Origin of the sequence: Hyphomicrobium zavarzinii ATCC 27496 (assembly GCF_000383415.1) — a bacterium.
Classification (GTDB): domain Bacteria; phylum Pseudomonadota; class Alphaproteobacteria; order Rhizobiales; family Hyphomicrobiaceae; genus Hyphomicrobium_C; species Hyphomicrobium_C zavarzinii.
Genome location: NZ_KB911256.1, coordinates 689775 through 709129 on the forward strand (window position 1 = coordinate 689775; position 19355 = coordinate 709129).

Annotated in this window: 15 protein-coding genes; 3 read left to right on the top strand and 12 right to left on the bottom strand. The window is 64.7% G+C overall.

Annotated elements, in window-relative coordinates:
• Window positions 1-6: 6 nt before the first annotated feature.
• The gene (locus F812_RS22980; protein WP_020085297.1) at window positions 7-300 is read right to left on the bottom strand and encodes a DUF6111 family protein; all 294 of its coding nucleotides are present in this window, start codon (window positions 298-300) and stop codon (window positions 7-9) included.
• On the bottom strand, window positions 297-995 hold the full coding sequence (locus F812_RS22985; protein ID WP_020085298.1) for a CoA pyrophosphatase: 699 nt from the start codon (window positions 993-995) through the stop codon (window positions 297-299). Before F812_RS22985 ends, F812_RS22980 begins: the two co-directional genes overlap by 4 nt.
• Before the next feature lie 541 nt (window positions 996-1536).
• Between F812_RS22985 and F812_RS22990 the strand changes: the two genes are divergently transcribed.
• The gene (locus F812_RS22990) at window positions 1537-2700 is read left to right on the top strand and encodes a hypothetical protein (protein ID WP_020085299.1); all 1164 of its coding nucleotides are present in this window, start codon (window positions 1537-1539) and stop codon (window positions 2698-2700) included.
• 25 nt (window positions 2701-2725) lie between these two features.
• Here F812_RS22990 and hemF read toward each other — a convergent pair whose 3' ends face one another.
• Entirely contained in the window at window positions 2726-3637 is a 912-nt protein-coding gene (gene hemF / locus F812_RS0107255) for an oxygen-dependent coproporphyrinogen oxidase (RefSeq protein WP_020085300.1), read from the bottom strand.
• Between the two features lie 180 nt (window positions 3638-3817).
• Here hemF and F812_RS0107260 point away from each other — a divergent pair, with 180 nt between their 5' ends.
• Window positions 3818-5656, top strand: a complete 1839-nt coding sequence (locus F812_RS0107260) for an ABC transporter ATP-binding protein (protein ID WP_020085301.1) — start codon at window positions 3818-3820, stop codon at window positions 5654-5656.
• Between the two features lie 27 nt (window positions 5657-5683).
• Here F812_RS0107260 and F812_RS0107265 read toward each other — a convergent pair whose 3' ends face one another.
• From F812_RS0107265 to ruvX, 9 genes are all read right to left on the bottom strand, one after another.
• On the bottom strand, window positions 5684-6190 hold the full coding sequence (locus F812_RS0107265) for a GreA/GreB family elongation factor (protein WP_020085302.1): 507 nt from the start codon (window positions 6188-6190) through the stop codon (window positions 5684-5686).
• Between the two features lie 346 nt (window positions 6191-6536).
• Complete coding sequence (gene katG / locus F812_RS0107270) at window positions 6537-8765, bottom strand: catalase/peroxidase HPI (RefSeq protein ID WP_020085303.1); 2229 nt, start codon at window positions 8763-8765, stop codon at window positions 6537-6539.
• A 493-nt stretch (window positions 8766-9258) separates the two neighbouring features.
• Window positions 9259-10887 (bottom strand): chaperonin GroEL, encoded by a 1629-nt coding sequence (gene groL / locus F812_RS0107275; protein ID WP_020085304.1) that lies wholly within the window; start codon window positions 10885-10887, stop codon window positions 9259-9261.
• A 102-nt stretch (window positions 10888-10989) separates the two neighbouring features.
• Window positions 10990-11280 carry a co-chaperone GroES gene (locus tag F812_RS0107280; RefSeq protein WP_020085305.1) on the bottom strand — a complete coding sequence of 97 codons (291 nt, stop codon included), beginning with the start codon at window positions 11278-11280 and terminating at the stop codon, window positions 10990-10992.
• A 490-nt stretch (window positions 11281-11770) separates the two neighbouring features.
• Window positions 11771-12949 (bottom strand): DNA-processing protein DprA, encoded by a 1179-nt coding sequence (gene dprA / locus F812_RS0107290; protein WP_020085307.1) that lies wholly within the window; start codon window positions 12947-12949, stop codon window positions 11771-11773.
• The gene (gene plsY / locus F812_RS0107295; RefSeq protein WP_020085308.1) at window positions 12936-13676 is read right to left on the bottom strand and encodes a glycerol-3-phosphate 1-O-acyltransferase PlsY; all 741 of its coding nucleotides are present in this window, start codon (window positions 13674-13676) and stop codon (window positions 12936-12938) included. Before plsY ends, dprA begins: the two co-directional genes overlap by 14 nt.
• A gap of 485 nt (window positions 13677-14161) precedes the next feature.
• Window positions 14162-14548: a MarR family winged helix-turn-helix transcriptional regulator gene (locus F812_RS22995; protein WP_020085309.1), complete on the bottom strand. Its 387-nt coding sequence runs from the start codon at window positions 14546-14548 to the stop codon at window positions 14162-14164.
• A gap of 424 nt (window positions 14549-14972) precedes the next feature.
• Entirely contained in the window at window positions 14973-16172 is a 1200-nt protein-coding gene (locus tag F812_RS23000) for a PcfJ domain-containing protein (RefSeq protein WP_020085310.1), read from the bottom strand.
• Between the two features lie 146 nt (window positions 16173-16318).
• Window positions 16319-16819, bottom strand: coding sequence for a Holliday junction resolvase RuvX (gene ruvX, locus F812_RS0107310; protein ID WP_020085311.1), 501 nt, complete (start codon window positions 16817-16819; stop codon window positions 16319-16321).
• 169 nt (window positions 16820-16988) lie between these two features.
• Between ruvX and F812_RS0107315 the strand changes: the two genes are divergently transcribed.
• Window positions 16989-19289, top strand: a complete 2301-nt coding sequence (locus tag F812_RS0107315; protein ID WP_020085312.1) for a fused MFS/spermidine synthase — start codon at window positions 16989-16991, stop codon at window positions 19287-19289.
• Window positions 19290-19355: the final 66 nt, after the last annotated feature.

Sequence of the window (19355 nt, forward strand, 5' to 3'; positions counted from 1 at the left end):
GTATGCTCACTCGATATGGCTCGGGACGATCTTTCCGTCCTTCATGATCGAGGGCTGGTAGTGCTGGCCGGGCTTGCCGCCCGAGGACGTCCCGAAGATCGCGAGCGTGACGATGACGAGCAAGGCCCCGCTCGCGAACAGCCAGAGGAGCGGAGCGTCATCGAGAATGCCCGAGAACGACCGGGACCCGTCCGTTTCGTCACCGGTCTCGGCCTTGGAGCGCGAGAACAGCACCCAGGCCGCGTAGAGCAGGGTCGGCAGCAGGAACAGCAGGAGGTTCTCGATAACCGTTCGGATCATTGTGCAAAGAGCCTCTCGCGCATGTTGCGAAGGATACCGGCAGTCGCGCCCCAGATGAAGCGATCGCCGAACGGAACGGCGAAGAAATGCCGCTCGCGGCCGCCGATCGTGCGTGTGTGACGCTGATAATTGCCCGGATTCATCAGGAATGGCAGAGGAACCTCGAAGGTATCGGCAACCTCGTTCTCGTCGAGCCGTAGTTTGGCTTCCGCGCTCACGAGCGCGATCACGGGCGTGATGCGAAACCCTGTCCCCGTGAGATAGCGGTCGAGAGTCCCCAGAGGCTCGACCAGCGCAGGATCGAGGCCGATCTCCTCCTGCGCCTCGCGCAGCGCCGTTGCCAGCGGATCGACGTCGAAGGGCTCGGTCTTGCCGCCGGGAAAAGCGATCTGCCCCGCGTGCGCCGTCAGATGGGCCGTGCGTTGCGTGAAGAGGAGCGTGATCTCGGGTCGCGCGATCGCCGGAATGAGGACGGCCGCCGGACGCGCCGCCTGCAAGGCGTCGACGCCGGGCCCCGCCGCTTCGGGCAGAAGCTCGGGATTGAGGTCGAAATCGCTGGGTTCGCGCCGCGATTCCCCAAGGGTGCCGTCCGCCACGAGAAAGGCCACCGGAGGCGGGCTCAGCACCCGTTGCGTCAGGTCCCGGAAACCTTCGGGCGTAAAGACATGAAAATCGGAGGTCGTCGATTGAAGCATTGGGGTTTATTCCAGGATCGCCGTCGGGCCGGCAACTCATTCATTGCTTTGGACCCTAGCAGCTCGTGAGCCAAAACATGAGTCTCCTCAAGGGGCTGGCCATGACGCTCCCCTCGGGTCAAGGCTTCGAACTCCCGGCCGGCCGTATCGTGAGAAGCGGTGCAGGTAAATGCCGCATTCTCACGCTAACGCCCCATTTTGGTGCCATCAGAGTATTTTCGAACTGGAAACCTGTTCGCCCTAGATCTTGTTAGTGAGCTATCGGCCTCGGGCCACGGAGCGCGATCCCGGGCCACGGGACCAGACCTACGCTCCGATGCGTGCTGCGTTTCGTTCATGTGCTGGCGTGAAGGGCCGGACGCAGAGGTCCGCAAGTATCGCCTTCAGCAATTCGGCGCGCCGCGCGCCCCTTTCGGAGGAATCCAACGCGATGATGCGCGTTTCGAGGATGATGAGCCCCCCGACCTTTTGTCCTGCGTGTGCGCGCGGTCTGCGCCCCGTTCTATCCGCTTTGCTGGCGATCGCGGGAGCTTGGCTCCTCATGGCGCCGGGCGATGCCGTCGCTGCGCCGCGCAGCCAGGAAGTTTTCCTGAAGTCGCTGTCTCCCCCAGACCGCAAGCTGTTCGAGGACTATCTGTCGGCCAAGGCCGTGCATGACTTCAAGAGCGATGCCTATTGGCGTGAGGTGACGGACAAGCGCGCTCTGAGGCGCGGCAAGAAGGGCCGCGGCGAGGAGATCACGAGCCGCGACTACGTCAAGACCTTCCCGCCGAAGTACGACGGCCCGGAGCTGCCTGCGGCGCTCGCCAAGCGCTGGGCCGCGTTCCAGGAGCAGGATCAGAAGGAGAAGGACAAGGAGCCGCCGAAGCCCAAGCCCGGCGTCGCCGAGTTCCTCGCCTTCGCCCGCGAGGAGTACGCCTTCACTCCGGAGCGCATTCCCGAGGCGGAGTTCAAACTGCGCTATGCGCGTGAGGCGACCGCGCTCGGGCTGACGGGCGATCAGGTTGTGCGCGTATACGCGCTCGAGACGAGCGGCCTCGGAACGGCCGACATGGTCTCGGGCATCCATCCCATCAAGAAGACCGGAACGCCGATCTCGACGGCCATCGGTTACGCCCAGCTCCTCGTCGCCAACACCACGGACGAGCTGGTGAAGCACGGTCCCAAGTTCCTCGCCCGCCTGAAGGCGATGGCGAGCGACCGCAACTATGATCCCGCCCGCCGCCGCGCGCTAGCCGAGAAGCACGACAAGCTCGCTACAATGCTGAAGTCGGCGCGCTCCGTGCCCCATCGCTGGGATGCCCACGTCGCCTTCGCGCGCACGCGCAAGGGCATGGGCATCCATGCTATCAACCTCGACGGCGACATCGGCCCCTGGTTGCAGGTTGTGAAGCTGCACGGTCTTAAGGACATGGCGGAGAAAGCGGGCATCGCAGCGCTCACGGGCGCCGAGATCGAGCTGATGAACCTCGCCGGCCCCGGCACCGGCCTCGAGATGATGCGCCCGGCGGCGCGCAATGCGCCCACGCCTAATTTCTTCGAGCGCGGCGCCTACTTCCGCAACACCATCGTCCGCGACAAGACCAGCGCCGAGCTTCTGGTCGCGCTGGATAAGCGCATGGACCAGAACCTCACGAACGCGGGTGCTATCGAGTTCGCGGAAGCATTCCGTCAGGTCTCGCGTGAGGTCGCGTCGGGCCGCTGAGGAGGGGCCGCCCTAGACATTCTTTCTAGGGCCACTTCACCACAGGCGGCAGCGACGAGAGAATGCTGTCCACGTTGCCGCCGGTCTTGAGACCGAACACCGTCCCGCGGTCGTAGAGCAGATTGTACTCCACGTAACGGCCGCGCCGGATGAGCTGCTCCTCGCGGTCCGCCTCCGTCCAAGGCATCGAATAGTTGCCGCGCACGAGCATCGGATAGACGCGCTGGAACGCCCGGCCCACGTCCTGTGTGAACGCGAACGCGGCATCCCATCCGCCTTTGTCCTCCTCGGGAGTGAGGTAGTCGTAGAAGATGCCGCCGATGCCGCGCGGCTCCTTGCGGTGCGGCAGGTAGAAGTACTCATCACACCACTTGCGCAGCTTTTCATAGTCCGCAATGGCCTCGTGTGCCGCGCAGGCGCCATACATGGCGGCGTGGAAGGCGAGGCTGTCGGCGTCGTCCTCCTTCCGCCGCCGGTCGAGCACGGGCGTCAGGTCGGCGCCGCCGCCGAACCACCACTTGCTCGTCACCACCATGCGGGTGTTCATGTGCACGGCCGGCACGTTCGGGTTCTGGGGATGCGCGATCAGCGAGATCCCGGACGCCCAGAACTGCGGGTTTTCCTCCGTGCCCGGAATTTGCTTGCGGAACTCCGGCGCGAATTCACCGAATACGGTTGAGGTGTGGACGCCCACCTTCTCGAACACGCGGCCCTTCAGCACGCTCATTTTGCCGCCCCCGCCCGGCGCCCCGGTATGGTCCTTGCGCGACCACGGCGTCTGCACGAAGCGGCCGGGCGCCTCACCCCCGAGCTGGGCGGTGGCGGGAAGATCTGTCTCGAGCTGCTCGAAGCGCGCGCAGATCTCGTCGCGGAGCTGCTGAAACCAAGCCTCGGCTGCCGATTTGCGGGCCTCGATGTCGCTTGCCGTCTCGGCCATGGTTGTCTTTTCCTGGTGAGGCGCCCATCTCTCAGGGGCGTCGGGTGGACGAAGGGGTGCCTTGTTTCCGGCACGATAGCGGGTTAGCGCATAGCGCGATCCAGAAGAAACGAGAAGGGGTTTGCGGCGCTTGCAGCGGCAGCGGGCTCACGGATTGCAAAGAGAGACAAGAACGAGCCCATGTTCCGTTGGTTTGAGAGCCGGATAGACCCGTTTGCCCCAGGCGATGGCAGCCGCCCGCCCGAGAAGATAGCGGCTTTCTATTGGCATTACATCCGCCCGGTTTGGCCGCCCTTCGCCGTGCTGCTGGTCGTGGGCTTCCTCGGCTCTCTGATCGAGGTGATGCTCATGGCGTTCGTCGGCAGCCTCGTCGACATGATGCGCGACGCTGCCAACCCGAGGGCATTTTTCGCCGACCACGGCAGCACGTTGCTGTTCATGGCGTTCATCGCCCTGATCGCCCGCCCGGCCTGCTCCACGATCCACGATCTGGTGAAAAACCAGATGATCAGCCCGGCTGTGACGACGCGCATCCGCTGGCAGACGCACACCTACGTCCTTCGCCAGTCGCTGGCCTTCTTCCAGAACGATTTCGCAGGCCGCATCGCGACGCGGATCATGCAGACGGGCCCCGCCCTTCGCGAGTCCGTGGTCCAGGCGGTCGATGCCATCTGGTACATGACGATCCACGTGCTTGGCGCCCTCTACATCTTCTGGGAGGCCGATGCGCGCCTCGTCGTGCCGCTTCTCGTCTGGCTCGCGCTCTATGTCGTCGTGGTCGCCGTGTTCGTACCCCGCATCCAGAAGCTTTCGACGGAGGCCTCCGAGGCCCGCTCCTGGCTGACCGGACGTGTCGTCGACAGCTTCACGAACGTGCTGACCGTCAAGCTCTTTGCCCACGCCGAGCGCGAGGAGGGCTACGCGCGCGAGGCCATGGCGGAGCATCTGAGGCGCCATCAGGCCTCTCTCAGAAACCTCACGGTGATGGAGTTCGTGCTCTACGCGCTCAACGGCGCGCTGCTCGTTTCCGTCTCAGGGTTCGCGCTCTGGCTCTGGAGCAACGATGCGGTGACCATAGGCGCCATCGCCGCGGCGATGACGCTGGCGATCCGTATCATCGCCATGTCGGGATGGATCCTGTTCACCGTCTCGGGCGTGTTCGAGAACATCGGCATCGTGCACGAGGGCATGCAGACCATTTCGCGCGACTACGAGGTCACCGATCGGCCGGGTGCGAAGGACCTCGTCGTGAGCAAGGGCGAGATCGAGTTCGATCACGTCCGCTTCCACTACGGCAAGACCAAAAGCGTGATCGAGGACGTGACGCTCAGGATCGCGCCGGGCGAGAAGGTCGGCATCGTCGGACGCTCGGGCGCGGGCAAGTCCACGCTCGTGAACCTGTTGCTGCGCTTCTACGACGTGGAGGCCGGTCGCATCATGATCGACGGCCAGGACATCGCGGGCGTCACGCAGCAAAGCCTGCGCGCCAACATCGGCCTCGTGACGCAGGACACGTCGCTCCTGCACCGCTCGGTGCTCGAAAACATCCTCTACGGCCGCCCCGAGGCGGTGGAGGCCGACGCCATCGCTGCGGCGAAGCGCGCCCATGCCCATGACTTCATCGCTGGCCTTGAGGATATGCGCGGACGCACCGGCTACCACGCGCAAGTGGGTGAGCGCGGCGTCAAGCTCTCGGGTGGCCAGCGCCAGCGCATCGCGATTGCGCGCGTGCTCTTGAAGAACGCGCCGATCCTGATCCTCGACGAGGCCACGAGCGCCCTCGACAGCGAGGTCGAGGCCGCCATCCAGGAGAGCCTGGATGAGCTGATGGCGGGGAAGACCGTCATCGCCATCGCGCACCGTCTGTCGACCATCGCCGCCATGGACCGCCTCGTGATCATGGACAGCGGCCGCATCGTCGAGCAGGGAACCCACGCGGAACTGCTTCGCAAAGGTGGCATCTACGCAAGCCTCTGGGCACGCCAATCCGGCGGCTTCATCAAGGACGCCGCCGAATAGGGCGCTAAAAGGCTCGAGGGAGCAGCCTCAGGCCGCCTGAGGGCCCGGATCGTCATCCTCGGGCTCAGTAGTCGGTGCCGGATGGCGCATCGCAGCCGTCGGCGGCGGGAACGCCACGACCGACTTGTCCTTCTTCTGGCGGCCGAGGCTCCACTGCAAAGGCTGGATGACCTTCTCGAGACGCAACGGCTCGATGATGCCGCTCTCCGTCCTGAGTGCGAAAATATCTCCCGCTTTGAGTCCGAGCAGTGCGAGGCCGCGCATCGTCGTGACCGGAAGCGGCACGGCCGGCCCCGGCGCGCGATCCTGCTCCTGGCGCGTCAGCACGCGATGCTCGCTGCTTCCCCCGCCGACGCTGAACGTGACCTGGCTGTCGATGGTGGCCGTCTGGGGATCGAGCAACTCGGGAAGCACCACCTCCGCCGTTTCGAGCTTCCGCCTCAAGAGCTGGGAGAACGGCGTGTCACGCTGCTGCGCGTGGAGCAGGGTTTCGAGATAGACGTGGTCTTTGGAGATCAATTGCAGGCTTGTCATAGGCAACCTCAATCGGGCCTGGGCGCGTTGCGGCCCGGCCTCGGTAATGTTCAGATTGGGGTGAGAGAACGGGTATCCCTGGCCTCGGCGCGCGAAGGCCCGGCCAGGGCTAAGCACCTGCGATGAGACAGCCTGGATTGAGGTCCCGCGGCGGGACGGTGACGTAAGGCATGGCACCCGTTTCCAATGACGACGCCATCATATCAGATCCGCCCGGAATTGCGACATCGCCGTCGCGCCTCGCGATCGGGGGCAATCGTCGCAGCGTGGAAAGCGGCGCAAAAGAAAAGAGCGGCGTTTCGATCTCGAAACGCCGCTCCGCATTTGTTGAGTCTTTCGCCAGGGATCAGGCGAGATCGAAGCGGTCGGCGTTCATGACCTTGTTCCACGCCGCCACGAAGTCCTTCACGAACTTGTCCTTCGCATCGGCCGAGCCGTAGACCTCTGCAATCGCACGAAGCTGGGAGTGCGAGCCGAAGATCAGGTCCACGCGCGTGCCCGTCCACTTGAGATCGCCCGTCGCGCGGTCGCGTCCCTCGTAAAGGTCCCGGGCGTCCGAAACCGGCTGCCACGCCGTTGCCATGTCGAGCAGGTTGACGAAGAAGTCGTTCGTCAGCGTCTCGGGCTGCTTGGTGAAGACGCCATGCGTGGACTTCCCGGCATTCGCGCCGAGCACCCTCAGGCCGCCGACGAGAACCGTCATCTCAGGAGCCGTGAGCGTCAGCAACTGCGCCTTGTCGACCAGAAGCTCCTCCGCCGAGACCGTGTACTTGCCCTTGAGGTAGTTGCGGAAGCCGTCCGCGATAGGCTCGAGCACGGAGAAGGAGTCGACATCCGTCTGCTCCTGCGACGCATCGGTGCGCCCGGGCGTGAACGGAACGTCGACGGCGAGCCCGGCCTTCTTCGCGGCCTGCTCGACTGCGGCGTTGCCGCCGAGAACGATCAGGTCGGCGAGCGAGACCTTCTTCCCGCCGGACTGCGAGGCGTTGAACTCCTTCTGGATCGCTTCGAGCTTCTGCAGCACGGTTGCGAGCTGAGCGGGCTGGTTGACCTCCCAGTCCTTCTGCGGAGCAAGACGGATGCGAGCGCCGTTCGCGCCGCCGCGCTTGTCGGAACCGCGGAAGGTCGAGGCAGATGCCCACGCCGTCGAGACGAGATCCGAGATCGAGAGGCCCGATGCGAGGATCTTCGCCTTGAGCGCGGAGACGTCGCTCGCATCGATCAGCGCGTGGTCGACCGCAGGAACGGGGTCCTGCCAGACCAGTTCCTCCGCCGGAATCTCCGGGCCGAGATAACGGGAACGCGGCCCCATATCGCGGTGGGTGAGCTTGAACCAGGCGCGCGCGAAGGCATCCGCGAACTGATCCGGGTTCTCGAAGAAGCGCCGCGAGATCTTCTCGTAGGCCGGGTCGAAGCGCAGCGAGAGGTCCGTGGTCAGCATGGACGGCGCATGACGCTTCGAGGGGTCGTGCGCGTCCGGCACCGTGTTGGCGCCCATGCCATGCTTCGGCGTCCACTGATGCGCGCCAGCCGGGCTCTTCGTCAGCTCCCATTCGTAGCCGAACAGGTTCCAGAAGAAATTGTTGCTCCACTTCGTCGGCGTCGTGGTCCAGGTGACCTCGAGACCGCTGGTGATCGTGTCGCCGCCCTTGCCGGTGCCGAAGCTGTTCTTCCAGCCGAGGCCCTGCTCCTCAAGGCCGGCTGCCTCGGGCTCGGGGCCGCAATGGGAGGCCGCGGCCGCGCCATGGGTCTTGCCAAACGTATGGCCGCCCGCGATGAGCGCGACGGTCTCCTCGTCGTTCATCGCCATGCGCGCGAAGGTCTCGCGGATATCCTTGGCCGCTGCGATCGGGTCCGGATTGCCGTCGGGGCCTTCCGGGTTGACGTAGATGAGGCCCATCTGCACGGCGGCAAGCGGGTTCTCGAGGTCACGGTCGCCCGAATAGCGGCTGTTGGGTTTGTCGCTGGTCGCGAGCCAGGCGGTTTCGCTGCCCCAATAGACGTCTTCCTCGGGCTCCCACACGTCCGCGCGACCGCCCGCGAAGCCGAAGGTCTTGAAGCCCATCGACTCCAGCGCGACGTTGCCCGCGAGGATCATGAGATCGGCCCACGAGATCTTCTTGCCGTACTTCTGCTTGAGCGGCCACAGCAGGCGCCGGGCCTTGTCGAGGCTGACGTTGTCCGGCCAGCTGTTGAGCGGCGCGAAACGCTGCTGGCCTGCACCGGCGCCGCCACGCCCGTCGCCGGTACGGTAGGTGCCGGCGCTGTGCCAGGCCATGCGGATGAAGAGGGGCCCGTAGTGGCCGAAGTCAGCCGGCCACCAGTCCTGCGACTCCGTCATCAGCGCGCGAAGGTCCTTCTTCAGGGCCTCGTAGTCGAGCTTCTGGAATTCCTCGGCGTAGTTGAAAGCCTCTCCCATGGGATCGGAGAGGGCGGAGTGCTGATGGAGGATCTTGAGGTTCAACTGGTTCGGCCACCAGTCCCGGTTCGATCTCATCGCGGTGCTTGAGGCGAGGCTAGCCCCGTGTGCCACCGGGCACTTGCCCGGGCCCTTGTCATCCGTTTTTGCGTCCATGTTTTTCTCCGATCGTGTCCGGTAAGTCTGTTGGAGTTGGTGCGAAATCCAGGCTGCCGTCCTTCGCGCGGGTCTAGGCAAAGGCTCTTCGGCGATATTGCCGTGGCAGGGTGACGGCGGTCATGACGAGCTCATCACGGGGGGCTTTAGACGGTGGTGCTCCCTGATGCGCTGGCGGCGCTGACGATCGAGCGTTCCATCGTCCTGGAAGCGGAGGGGCGGAGCGGAGCCATGGTCCGCACATCCCGAATATCCGCGACCGGCGCATCGGCGCGCGTCGTCGGCGTTGGCTTCCTCATTATGTACTCGCCTGTTTAGAGTTGTTCCAGACAAGTAGCGCACCGATGACATAAGAACAAATATTATTGTCGAATAAATACGATAAGAAAAACTGATCTTAAGGATTGGTTTTCCTGACATGTCTCAGACAGCAAAACGCCCGCGGAAGCGAACTTCCGCGGGCGTTTTGTCCGTAAGGTGGCGCGAGTGCGCTTTACATGTCGAAGCCGCCGCCGACCGGACCAGCCGAGGGGGCCGCGTCCTTCTTCGGTGCTTCGGCAATGGCCGCTTCCGTCGTGATGAGGAGGCTCGCGATCGACGCGGCATCCTGGAGAGCGGTGCGCACGACCTTGGCCGGGTCGATGATGCCCTTCTCGATCAGATCGCCGTACTCGTCGGCCTGGGCGTCGTAGCCGAAGTTGGCGCCCTTGCCCTCCAGCACGCGGCCGACGACGATGGAGCCTTCGGTGCCGGCGTTCTCGGCGATCTGGCGGATCGGAGCCTGCAGCGCGCGCTTCACGATGGCGATGCCCGCGGTCTGGTCGTCGTTGTCACCCTTGACCGAGATGGCGTTCGTGGCCTTGAGAAGGGCCACGCCGCCGCCCGGCACCACGCCTTCCTCGACGGCCGCGCGGGTCGCGTTGAGCGCGTCGTCGACGCGATCCTTGCGCTCCTTCACTTCCACCTCGGTGGCGCCGCCGACCTTGATGACGGCCACGCCGCCGGCAAGCTTCGCAAGGCGCTCCTGCAGCTTCTCGCGATCGTAGTCGGACGAGGTCTCCTCGATCTGCGCCTTGATCTGGCTGACGCGGGCCTCGATCTCCTTCTTCTTTCCAGCGCCGTCGACGATCACGGTGTTGTCCTTCGTGATCGAGACGCGCTTGGCGCGGCCGAGCATGTCGAGCGTAACGTTCTCGAGCTTGATGCCGAGATCCTCGCTGATGGTCTGGCCGCGGGTGAGAACGGCGATGTCCTCCAGCATGGCCTTGCGGCGATCGCCGAAGCCCGGAGCCTTGACGGCCGCGATCTTGAGGCCGCCGCGCAGCTTGTTGACGACGAGCGTGGCCAGCGCCTCACCCTCGACCTCTTCAGCGATGATGAGGAGCGGCTTGCCGGTCTGAACGACGGCTTCGAGCACCGGCAGCAGCGACTGCAGGCTCGACAGCTTCTTCTCGTGGATGAGGATGTAGGGGTCGTCCAGCTCCGCGATCATCTTGTCGGCGTTGGTGATGAAGTAGGGCGAGAGGTAGCCGCGATCGAACTGCATACCCTCGACGACGTCCAGCTCGGTCTCGAGGCTCTTGGCCTCCTCGACGGTGATGACGCCTTCGTTGCCGACCCTCTGCATCGCTTCCGCGATCATCTCGCCGATCGCCTTCTCGCCGTTGGCGGAGATGGTGCCGACCTGCGCGATCTCGGCGGAGTTCTTGACCTTCTTCGACTTCTTGCCGATCTCCTCGATCACCTGCACGACGGCCTTCTCGATGCCGCGCTTCAGGTCCATCGGGTTCATGCCCGCAGCGACCGCCTTGAGGCCTTCGCGCACGATGGCCTGGGTCAGCACGCAAGCGGTGGTGGTGCCGTCACCGGCAAGGTCGTTGGTCTTCTGGGCGGCTTCGCGCACCATCTGCGCGCCCATGTTCTCGAGCCGGTCCTCGAGCTCGATCTCCTTGGCGACTGAGACGCCGTCCTTGGTGGTGCGCGGCGCGCCGAAGCTGCGCTCGATCACGACGTTGCGGCCCTTGGGGCCGAGGGTCACTTTGACGGCGTTGGCAAGGATGTCGACACCGCGCAGAATCTTCTCGCGGGCATCGGCGGAAAAGCGGACGTCTTTGGCAGCCATGATGGCAAGCTCCGATGTGAGGGAAACGGAAAAAGGCCGAAAACGAACGGCGGGCCGCGAGTGTTCGGGGCCCTTGCCGTCGAGGTTGCGCAGGCGTCGCGCTTACTTCTCGATCACGCCGAGAATGTCGCTTTCCTTGAGGATCAGGACGTCTGTGCCGTCGATCTTCACCTCCGTGCCGCTCCACTTGCCGAACAGCACCTTGTCGCCCGCCTTGATGTCGAGCGGCACGAGCTTGCCGGTTTCGTCGCGCGTGCCCGGACCGGCGGCCAGAACCTCGCCCTGCTGGGGCTTTTCGGTCGCGGTATCGGGGATGATGATGCCGCCCGAGGTCTTGGTTTCGCTATCCACGCGCTTGACGACGACGCGATCGTGCAGGGGACGAAACTTCATGAGAAATTTGAACTCCAGTAGGGGCTTGGGGGAGGCCGCGCGGCTCAGCGCGATCTGTCGATGGCACTGTAACGAGTGGAGTGCCAGACGATCCGGGGTTCTAGAGGTCAGCACGCCGGAGTGTCAAGGCGAGGAGGGGGCGAAGGCGGGCGGGAGAGGCAACCTGTATAAAATCTAAGATTGCATAAAAATGATCTTGATTCGCCCTAAAGTTGCGTTAACGTGTTGGACGTCTCGCGCGGGAACTTAAAATTCAGAAGACGATCGGCAAGTAGGGGAACGCCGTTGAAGATTAGCCACAGTGAAAAAATACCCGCCAATGGAGGGTCTGCATCTCAAATTAGAGCGCAGATTGAGTACATGGCTGATCTTATTATAGAGTTGAGAGATATGGCGCGCAACAACAGGCTCGAAACCTTGGCGGGACTGCTCGATTTAGCCAATACCGAAGCCCGGTTGCGCGCCAAGGATGCGCGGTAGACACGGGCGCCTACCTGACGGCCCGTGACACCATTTGCGAACCATGGCGTGCAATTTCGCCGGCAAGATCCAGTTCCATGAGGACAATGCGCACCTCCCGAGCGTCAAGCGCCGTCGCGCGAACGACCTCGTCGATATCGATGGGGTTGGGGCCGAGTGCGGCCAGCACCCGCTCGCGTTCCCGATCTCCAGGCTCGGATGCGCGCGTCGTCTGAGGCTCGGGCGCGGGTTCAGGGGTGAAGCTGGCCAGGCGATCTTCCGTCAACCCCTTGTGTTGTCGTGCGAGTTGAGGGGCCAGCACATCGAGCACGTCACGCGGCTCGGTGACGAGGGTCGCACCTGATTTGAGGAGTTGGTTCGTGCCCTCTGCGCGGGGATCCAGAGGGTGTCCCGGCACGGCGAAGACCTCGCGGCCCTGCTCACCCGCGAAGCGTGCCGTGACCAGAGTGCCCGAACGCCGCGCCGCTTCGATGACGATCACGCCGAGCGAGATGCCGGAGATCAGCCGGTTGCGGCGCGGGAAATCCTTGGCGCGGGGAACGAAGCCCGGCGGCTGCTCTGTCAGCAGGCAGCCTTCCTCTCCGATGCGGGCCTGAAGCGTCTCGTGCTCCGGCGGATAGATGATGTCCACGCCGCCCGCGAGCACGGCAACAGTGCCGTAGGCCAGGCTCGCCTCGTGCGCGGCCGCGTCGATGCCGCGTGCAAGCCCTGACACGATGACGAGGCCGCCCTCCGCGAGCTCCCGTGCAAAGAGGCGGGAGAGCTTCGTGCCGGCGGCCGAAGCCTGCCGCGAGCCGACGATTGCGACGCACGGGGCAGCCAGCAGCTCCGGCCGTCCCTTTACGTAGAGCAGCGGCGGGGGCGCATCGACGGCGGCGAGCGCGGGCGGATAGCCGGGTTCGATCGTGAACACCGGACGAGCACCGACTTTCCGTGCAGCCCGAAGCTCGGCAACGGCGTCTTCCTCGGGGCAGATCTCGACCGCTCGCCCCGCACGCCGAGCGAAAGACGGCAACGCCTTGAGCGCATTTGCGGCGCCGCCGAAGTGGTTGATCAGCTCGCGAAACGTGACCGGGCCGACTTGGCTCGAGCGGATGAGGCGCAGACACGCGAGACGTTCCGCGTCGTCGAGCCGCGAGACGGGTAACGGCGCGGGAGTGAAGAGCGTCGGCGTATCACGCTTTGGCACCGATCTTGGGCTCCTCTCCCTTCAGAAGCCGGCTGATGTTGGCCGAATGTTTCCAGATGAGCAACAGCGACATCGGCAACGCGAACAGGGCCTCGGGTACATGGCCGAGCGCGAACAAGGCGAGTGGGGTGATGACGCTCGCGGCAAGCGCGGAAAGGGAGGAGTAGCGCGTCGTAAAGGCCGTGAGCAGCCAGACTGCGCAGAAGATCAACGCTCCGGGCCACAACAGGCCCCCCACGACACCGATGTAGGTCGCGACGCCCTTGCCGCCCTTGAAGCCGAGCCAGACGGGAAAGAGATGGCCGAGGAACGCGGCAAGGCCCGCAAGCAGCGCGCCGTCAATCGCGAGCCCGAACCGCGCGCCGAGCCGGTAGCCCAGGAGAACGGCGGCGGTGCCCTTCAGCGCATCGAGCAGCAGCGTCAGCGCGGCAAGCCCCTTGTTGCCGGTTCTCAATACGTTGGTCGCACCGATGTTGCCGGAGCCGATGGAGCGGATGTCGCCCAGTCCGGCCAAGCGCGTGAGCAGCAGCCCGAAGGGAATGGACCCCAGCAGGTAGCCCACGATGGTCGGCAGAAGATACGCGGTGGCGGTTTCGGTCGTAGAGAGCGGCGGGGGGATCAGGACGGTGTTGCCGCCAGCGCCGCCCGCGAAGGCAGCCGGAGCCGCCATCACCAGGCACGCCAGCAAGGCGCTGCCGAACGAAAGGACGCCGACATGTCTGAGCATAATGTGCCCGCCCCGTATCACCCCTGAAAAGTGGGGCAAAGCTAGAGTGCTTCCGGAAAAGTGTGAAGCGGTTTTCCGGCGAGAAGCACGGGCGTGAACACGTGCTTCCGGAAAAGTGTGAAGCGGTTTTCCGGCGAGAAGCACGGGCGTGAACACGTGCTTCCGGAAAAGTGTGAAGCGGTTTTCCGGCAAGAAGCACGGGCGTGAACACGTGCTTCCGGAAAAGTGTGAAGCGGGTTTCCGATGAGAAAGGTGGCCGGGAGCCAGCGTCTGACGAAGCCTGCCCCCGCTTGCGCGGTCCCAGGACACATGGACCCGAGACCGATGCAAAGTTCAGAATTTTGAATCTCTAGAGGACGATGCGGGCGGCAAGCCCGGATGCGCGAAACGCGCTGGAAACGTGCGGCTCACGTCCTCGACGCCGCTCTTGGTCCGGCAGCGTGCGCGGGCCCCGATGATGCCGCGCACGTCGGACGAAGCACGCCTTACCGGCCACCCCGCGAAGGGCTCTGCGGCTCGACGGCGAGCACGATGCGCGTCAGCGAGCGCAGGAATGCGTCGCGCTGGGTGGGAGCGAGGGCAGACAGGATCTGCTCGTCGGTGGAGCGCGCGGCCGGCTCGGCAAGACGGAGCGCGCCTTCGCCCTTGTCGGTAAGGCGGACGGCATAGCGGCGAGCGTCGCGGCGCGTGCGGCGGCGCTGAACGAGACCGCGCGACGTCAGGCGGCGCACGATGTCGGCCATCGTCGAACGGTCGATACCCGTGCGTTCGACGAGCGTCGTCTGGCTCGGTTCTTCGCTGTTGGCAATTGCCGTCATCACCGCATACTGGCGGGGCGTGAGACCCACCTCGCCAACGCTCACGGCGAACATTTCATCTGCACACTGCCCGGCTCGATGCAGTAAGTGCAGTGCCGACGACATTTTGTCGTCTCCAGCATCGTGTTTCATTTCCTTGCCAGTCCTTCTTGCTGGGGTTGTGGGATTCGAGGACGACGGGGAGCTTCACATGCAGAAAATCCCGCGCGATGCAGGATCGGTCGTGCACGTCGTACGTTCCTGGAAACTCACGAACCTGAATATGCTCCCGCAGAATATCATCTTGAATAGGACGAAAGGTGAGGGAGCTTTCGGTCCCTTTCGCTATTGATTGAACGTCTGTCCGTACCCACATTGGGACGTCGCTTCGAAGAATGGGCACACGAAGACAATTGTTCGAGATGTTTGTCTGCGTGACGAGTGGTCACGTGCACTGCAAATGCAGTGTTTTGCGACATCGTCGTCGATGTGAACTTCGTCAAGTAAACAGCCAGGATGTAATGCCTGCGCGCCGCGCGAGTTCCGCGATGCCACTTTCAACCGCAGCAAAAGTTTCTTTACTCGGATGATCGGGAAGCCAAGGTGCGCCGTCTTTTCTCAGGCGATATGCCGCAATAAGAGCATTCCAGGCATCCGCATCGAATGGCCGCTCCGGCGCGGCGCCATTCGTCATGCGTTTGAGATCCTTCTGTGAGCCGAGCCATGCGTGCGACGCTTGCCAGGTTTCGGTACTGGCGGGCAGGTTATGGCGGGCCTTCAGTTGCGAGATTGCAAGCACGCCGGCCTCTCTCGGGTGCGGGCCGATCTCGAGCGTAGCGATCCTTGTGCCGCGTCTGCGCACCGAGAAAAGGCGGCATTTGTCGCGAGCCAGACGGTCGGCATACTGGTCCGCACAGTTCTGCATGGCATGTGCTTCCGCCAGGATGGCGCTGTGATCGAGCAGCGGCACGAACGTGTAGCCGCGCGCTTCGCCCGGCTCGAGCCACGGATCCGTCAGCACGCCCTTGCGGAGTTGCAGCACGAGACGCATGCGGTTGAGCCAGCTCTTTGCCGCGCAAGCCGCTGTGTCGAGGGCCATTTCCGGGCGCCACGGAACAACGATGAGGCCGTGCGCACGCGACTGGTCGAAATTGGAAAACCACGCGTAAGCAGCCAGCAGGCCGAACAGATGTGCGGGATCGGCGGGCTCCATGAACACGGCTTGCTGGGCGAGCCACAGCGCAAAGTAGTCGTCACAAGCTTGTACGCCGAAGATGACCGACCTCAGCCAGAACGCGCTGTCTTCCGCGGAGGTGGGAAGGTGGTTCGCGATACGCCGCGCGAAGAGGTCAGAGCGCGGGAGAGCGCCGAAACGGCCCGCGAAGGCTTCCGGCGGAAGCCGCCGCAGCCACAACGGCAGATCGAGCGCTACCGCGACATCGCGAAGCGGCGCGCCTTCGATCGTGAGTTGAAGCGCTTTCTGCCGCCGCCGCTGTGCCCCTTGCCGGCTTGCGAGCGCATAGACGGCGGCGGGAAACGAAATGGCGAGATCCGCCAGGCGGGGGGAGGTTGAAACGAGACGGCGCACGCTGCGGCGGCGCGCGGCGTCGAAGCGGTCCACCAGCATGTCGATGTCGCGGTCTACGCCCGCCAACGGAGTGCCGAGGGAGAGGTCCGAAGGCTTTGCTTTGCTGCGCATCGGTGGTCATCCAGCCGGAAAGCAGCCCGCAGCACGCGCGGGCTCCGGTTCGGGTGACACTGTCCGCAAGTATTGCGGCGCAGGTGCGACCCGACTTTGACCAACATGAGATGGTGCGGCCCCCCGAAGTGGATGAGTGCGCCGGATCAGCGCGGTATGCGCCGCATCCGGTCGAGCGCGCCCTGCAGGATCAACGTGGCGGCGAGCTTGTCGATCACATCAGCGCGCCGCTTCCGGCTGGTATCCGCCTCGATCAGCATGCGCTCGGCTTCCACCGTCGTAAGGCGCTCATCCCAAAGCAGAATGGGAAGCGGCGAGAGCGCGTTGACATTGCGCGCGAAGGCCCGTGTCGCCTGTGCGCGGGGGCCCTCGCTTCCATCCAGGTTCGCCGGAAGCCCGAGCACGAAACCGGCAATCGCGTGCTCGCTCGCAAGATCGAGCAGCCGCTTCACGTCCACGCTGAACTTCGTGCGCCGGATCGTTTCGAGCGCCGACGCGATGGTGCGCGTCACGTCGCTCAATGCGAGGCCGAGCGTCTTGGTGCCCGCGTCGATGCCGATTAGCCGCCCCGGCACGATGAGATCCGCGAAAGCCTCGACGTCGCCTACTGTGACGCCCCTCTGCGCGGGTTTGCCGTCATCGGTCATGAATGAGCCTCGAAGTGTGCTGCGCGCGGTGGGGCGCTGCGGCGGCGGTTGCGATCGCTTCAGTTAACGGTAAGCCTCCCGTAAGGAAAGACCGTTCAGCCGCGCCCCCTGACAGACGGATGCTTCCCGTCTATGGTCCGCCGCGACTGGACACCGGACCGGAGGGATTGTGACGACAGCTTCCGAAAGCCACGCGGCCGGCTCTGAACCCGAAAGCTCCGGCAAGTCCGCGTGGGGCGTGCGCTGGATCTTCACGGCGACCACGTTCCTGTCCGCTTTCCTGCTTTTCTCCATCCAGCCGATGTTTGCCAAGATGGTGCTGCCGCTTCTGGGTGGCGCGCCGTCGGTGTGGGCCGTGGCACTTCTGTTTTTCCAGGGCGCCCTGCTGGTCGGCTACGGTTACGCGCATCTCCTGGTGCGCCATGTGCCCGCGCAATCAACCGGCTTCGTGCATCTCGCGATCTCGGCGCTCGCCTTCCTCTCCCTGCCGATCGCGATCCCGGCGGGATGGTCGGAGCCGCCGGCGGGTGACCCGTACCTCTGGCAGCTCGGCCTTTTTGCCGTCGCCATCGGCCTTCCTTTCGTTGCGGTTTCGGCCAACGCGCCGCTGCTCCAGGCCTGGTTCGCGAGAACGGGCCGCAGCGACAGCGCCGATCCCTATTTTCTCTATGCCGCATCGAATCTCGGAAGCCTGCTGGCGCTTCTCGGCTATCCCTTCCTGTTCGAGCCGGCCTTCGGCCTCCGCGCGCTCGCGACGCTCTGGGCCTTCGGTTTTGCCTTCCTCGTCGTCGCGCTGGCCGTGTGCTTCGTGATGGTGCGTAAAGCTGTGCCCTCTGCGGGACAGCACGTCGAGGTGGCCGCGCCTGTCGCAGCCGCGCGTCCCGAGCCTACGTGGCGAACCCGCCTTTCGTGGGTTGGCCTCGCGCTGGTGCCGTCCGCGCTGCTCACTGCCTTCACGACGCACGTGGCGACCGATGTCGCATCCGCGCCGCTCATCTGGGTCATTCCGCTCGCGCTTTATCTCGCGACCTTCGTCGTCGTCTTCCGCGAGCGTGCGCTGATCCCGCGGCCGCTCCTGCTCGCTCTTCATGCCGTGGCTGTCGTCCTGGCCCTGCTGCAACTCGCGCAGACGGAGAAGGAAACCTGGTTCTACGCCGCAGGCTTCGGAATCGCGGCGTTCGTCACCGCGACACTCGTCGCCCACCGCACGCTCTACGAGGCGCGTCCCGACGCCCGCCATCTGACAGAATTCTACCTGTTGATGTCGCTCGGCGGCGTGCTTGGCGGCGTGTTTGCCGCCCTTATCGCGCCTCAGATCTTCCCCGAGGTGTTCGAATATCCCTTGCTGCTGGCCCTCAGCTTCGCCTGCCGGCCGGGCGCCCTCGACCTCGCGACGCAAAGCCGTAAATCGCAGGTGCTGCTGCTCGTGGTCGTCGCTGTCATTGCTGCGCTGATCGCCTGGGGGCCATCTGTTGCCTACACCTATCAGATCGGATTCGGCGGCTGGGGATCCACGGCCGGCATCGCGGCCGCGCTCGCGGTGCTGGCAGTCATCCTCGTTCGCTATCCCCCGCATCTGCTGGCGATCGCGTTGGGGCTCTATCTGGTGGTGACGCTGCTGCCGTCGGGCGTGCACCGGGGCGAGGCGCAGCGCAGCTATTTCGGCGTCTACAGGGTGATCCAGTCCGACGATGGCCAGTTCAACGTGCTTCAGCACGGAACCACGCTGCACGGCGCCCAACGCATTCGCGATGAAGCTGGCAATGTCGTCGCCAGCACCACGCCCGCCACGTACTACCATGCCCGCGGCCCCATGGCCTCGGCGGTGCGCCTTACGGGGATGCTCGCCGCCATCACCCAGCGGGAAGCCCGCTTCGGTGTCATCGGTCTCGGCGCGGGCTCGCTCGCCTGTCACTCCGCATCGGGGGAGAAGTGGCGCTTTTTTGAGATCGATCCGGTGGTCGTCGGCATCGCCAAGTCCAAGTCGTTCACCTTCCTCCTCAACTGCCAGCCGAACGCGGACATCGTGCTGGGCGACGCGCGCCTCACCTTCGCCAGGGAGCAGGACGACAGCTACGATCTCCTGATCGTGGACGCGTTCTCCTCCGACGCCATTCCCATGCACCTGCTGACGGCCGAGGCGCTGCGCCTCTACGCCGCCAAGATCAAGCCGGATGGCGTGGTGGTGCTGCACATCTCCAACCGGTATCTCGATCTGGAGCAGGTGCTCGCTGCCACCCTGCCGACGGTCGGCGGGCTGCATGGCCTCGTGATCGAGGACTCTTCGGACGACGGCTACCGGATGACCGGCTCGACCGTGGTGGTGTTCGGCAAGAGCTGGCAGGCTGTGGATCAGTTCCGGGCAATTCCCGGCGCGCGCAATCTTCCCGAGCCCACGCTCAGGCCCTGGACGGACGATTCCTCGGATGTTCTGGGTCCCTTCCTGTCCCAATACCGCAAGCGGCACTAGGGATTGACCGGAAGCAGGCCCGGCCGGGCGGGGATCGGCCGATGTTGCATGGATAGGGCGAGCCCG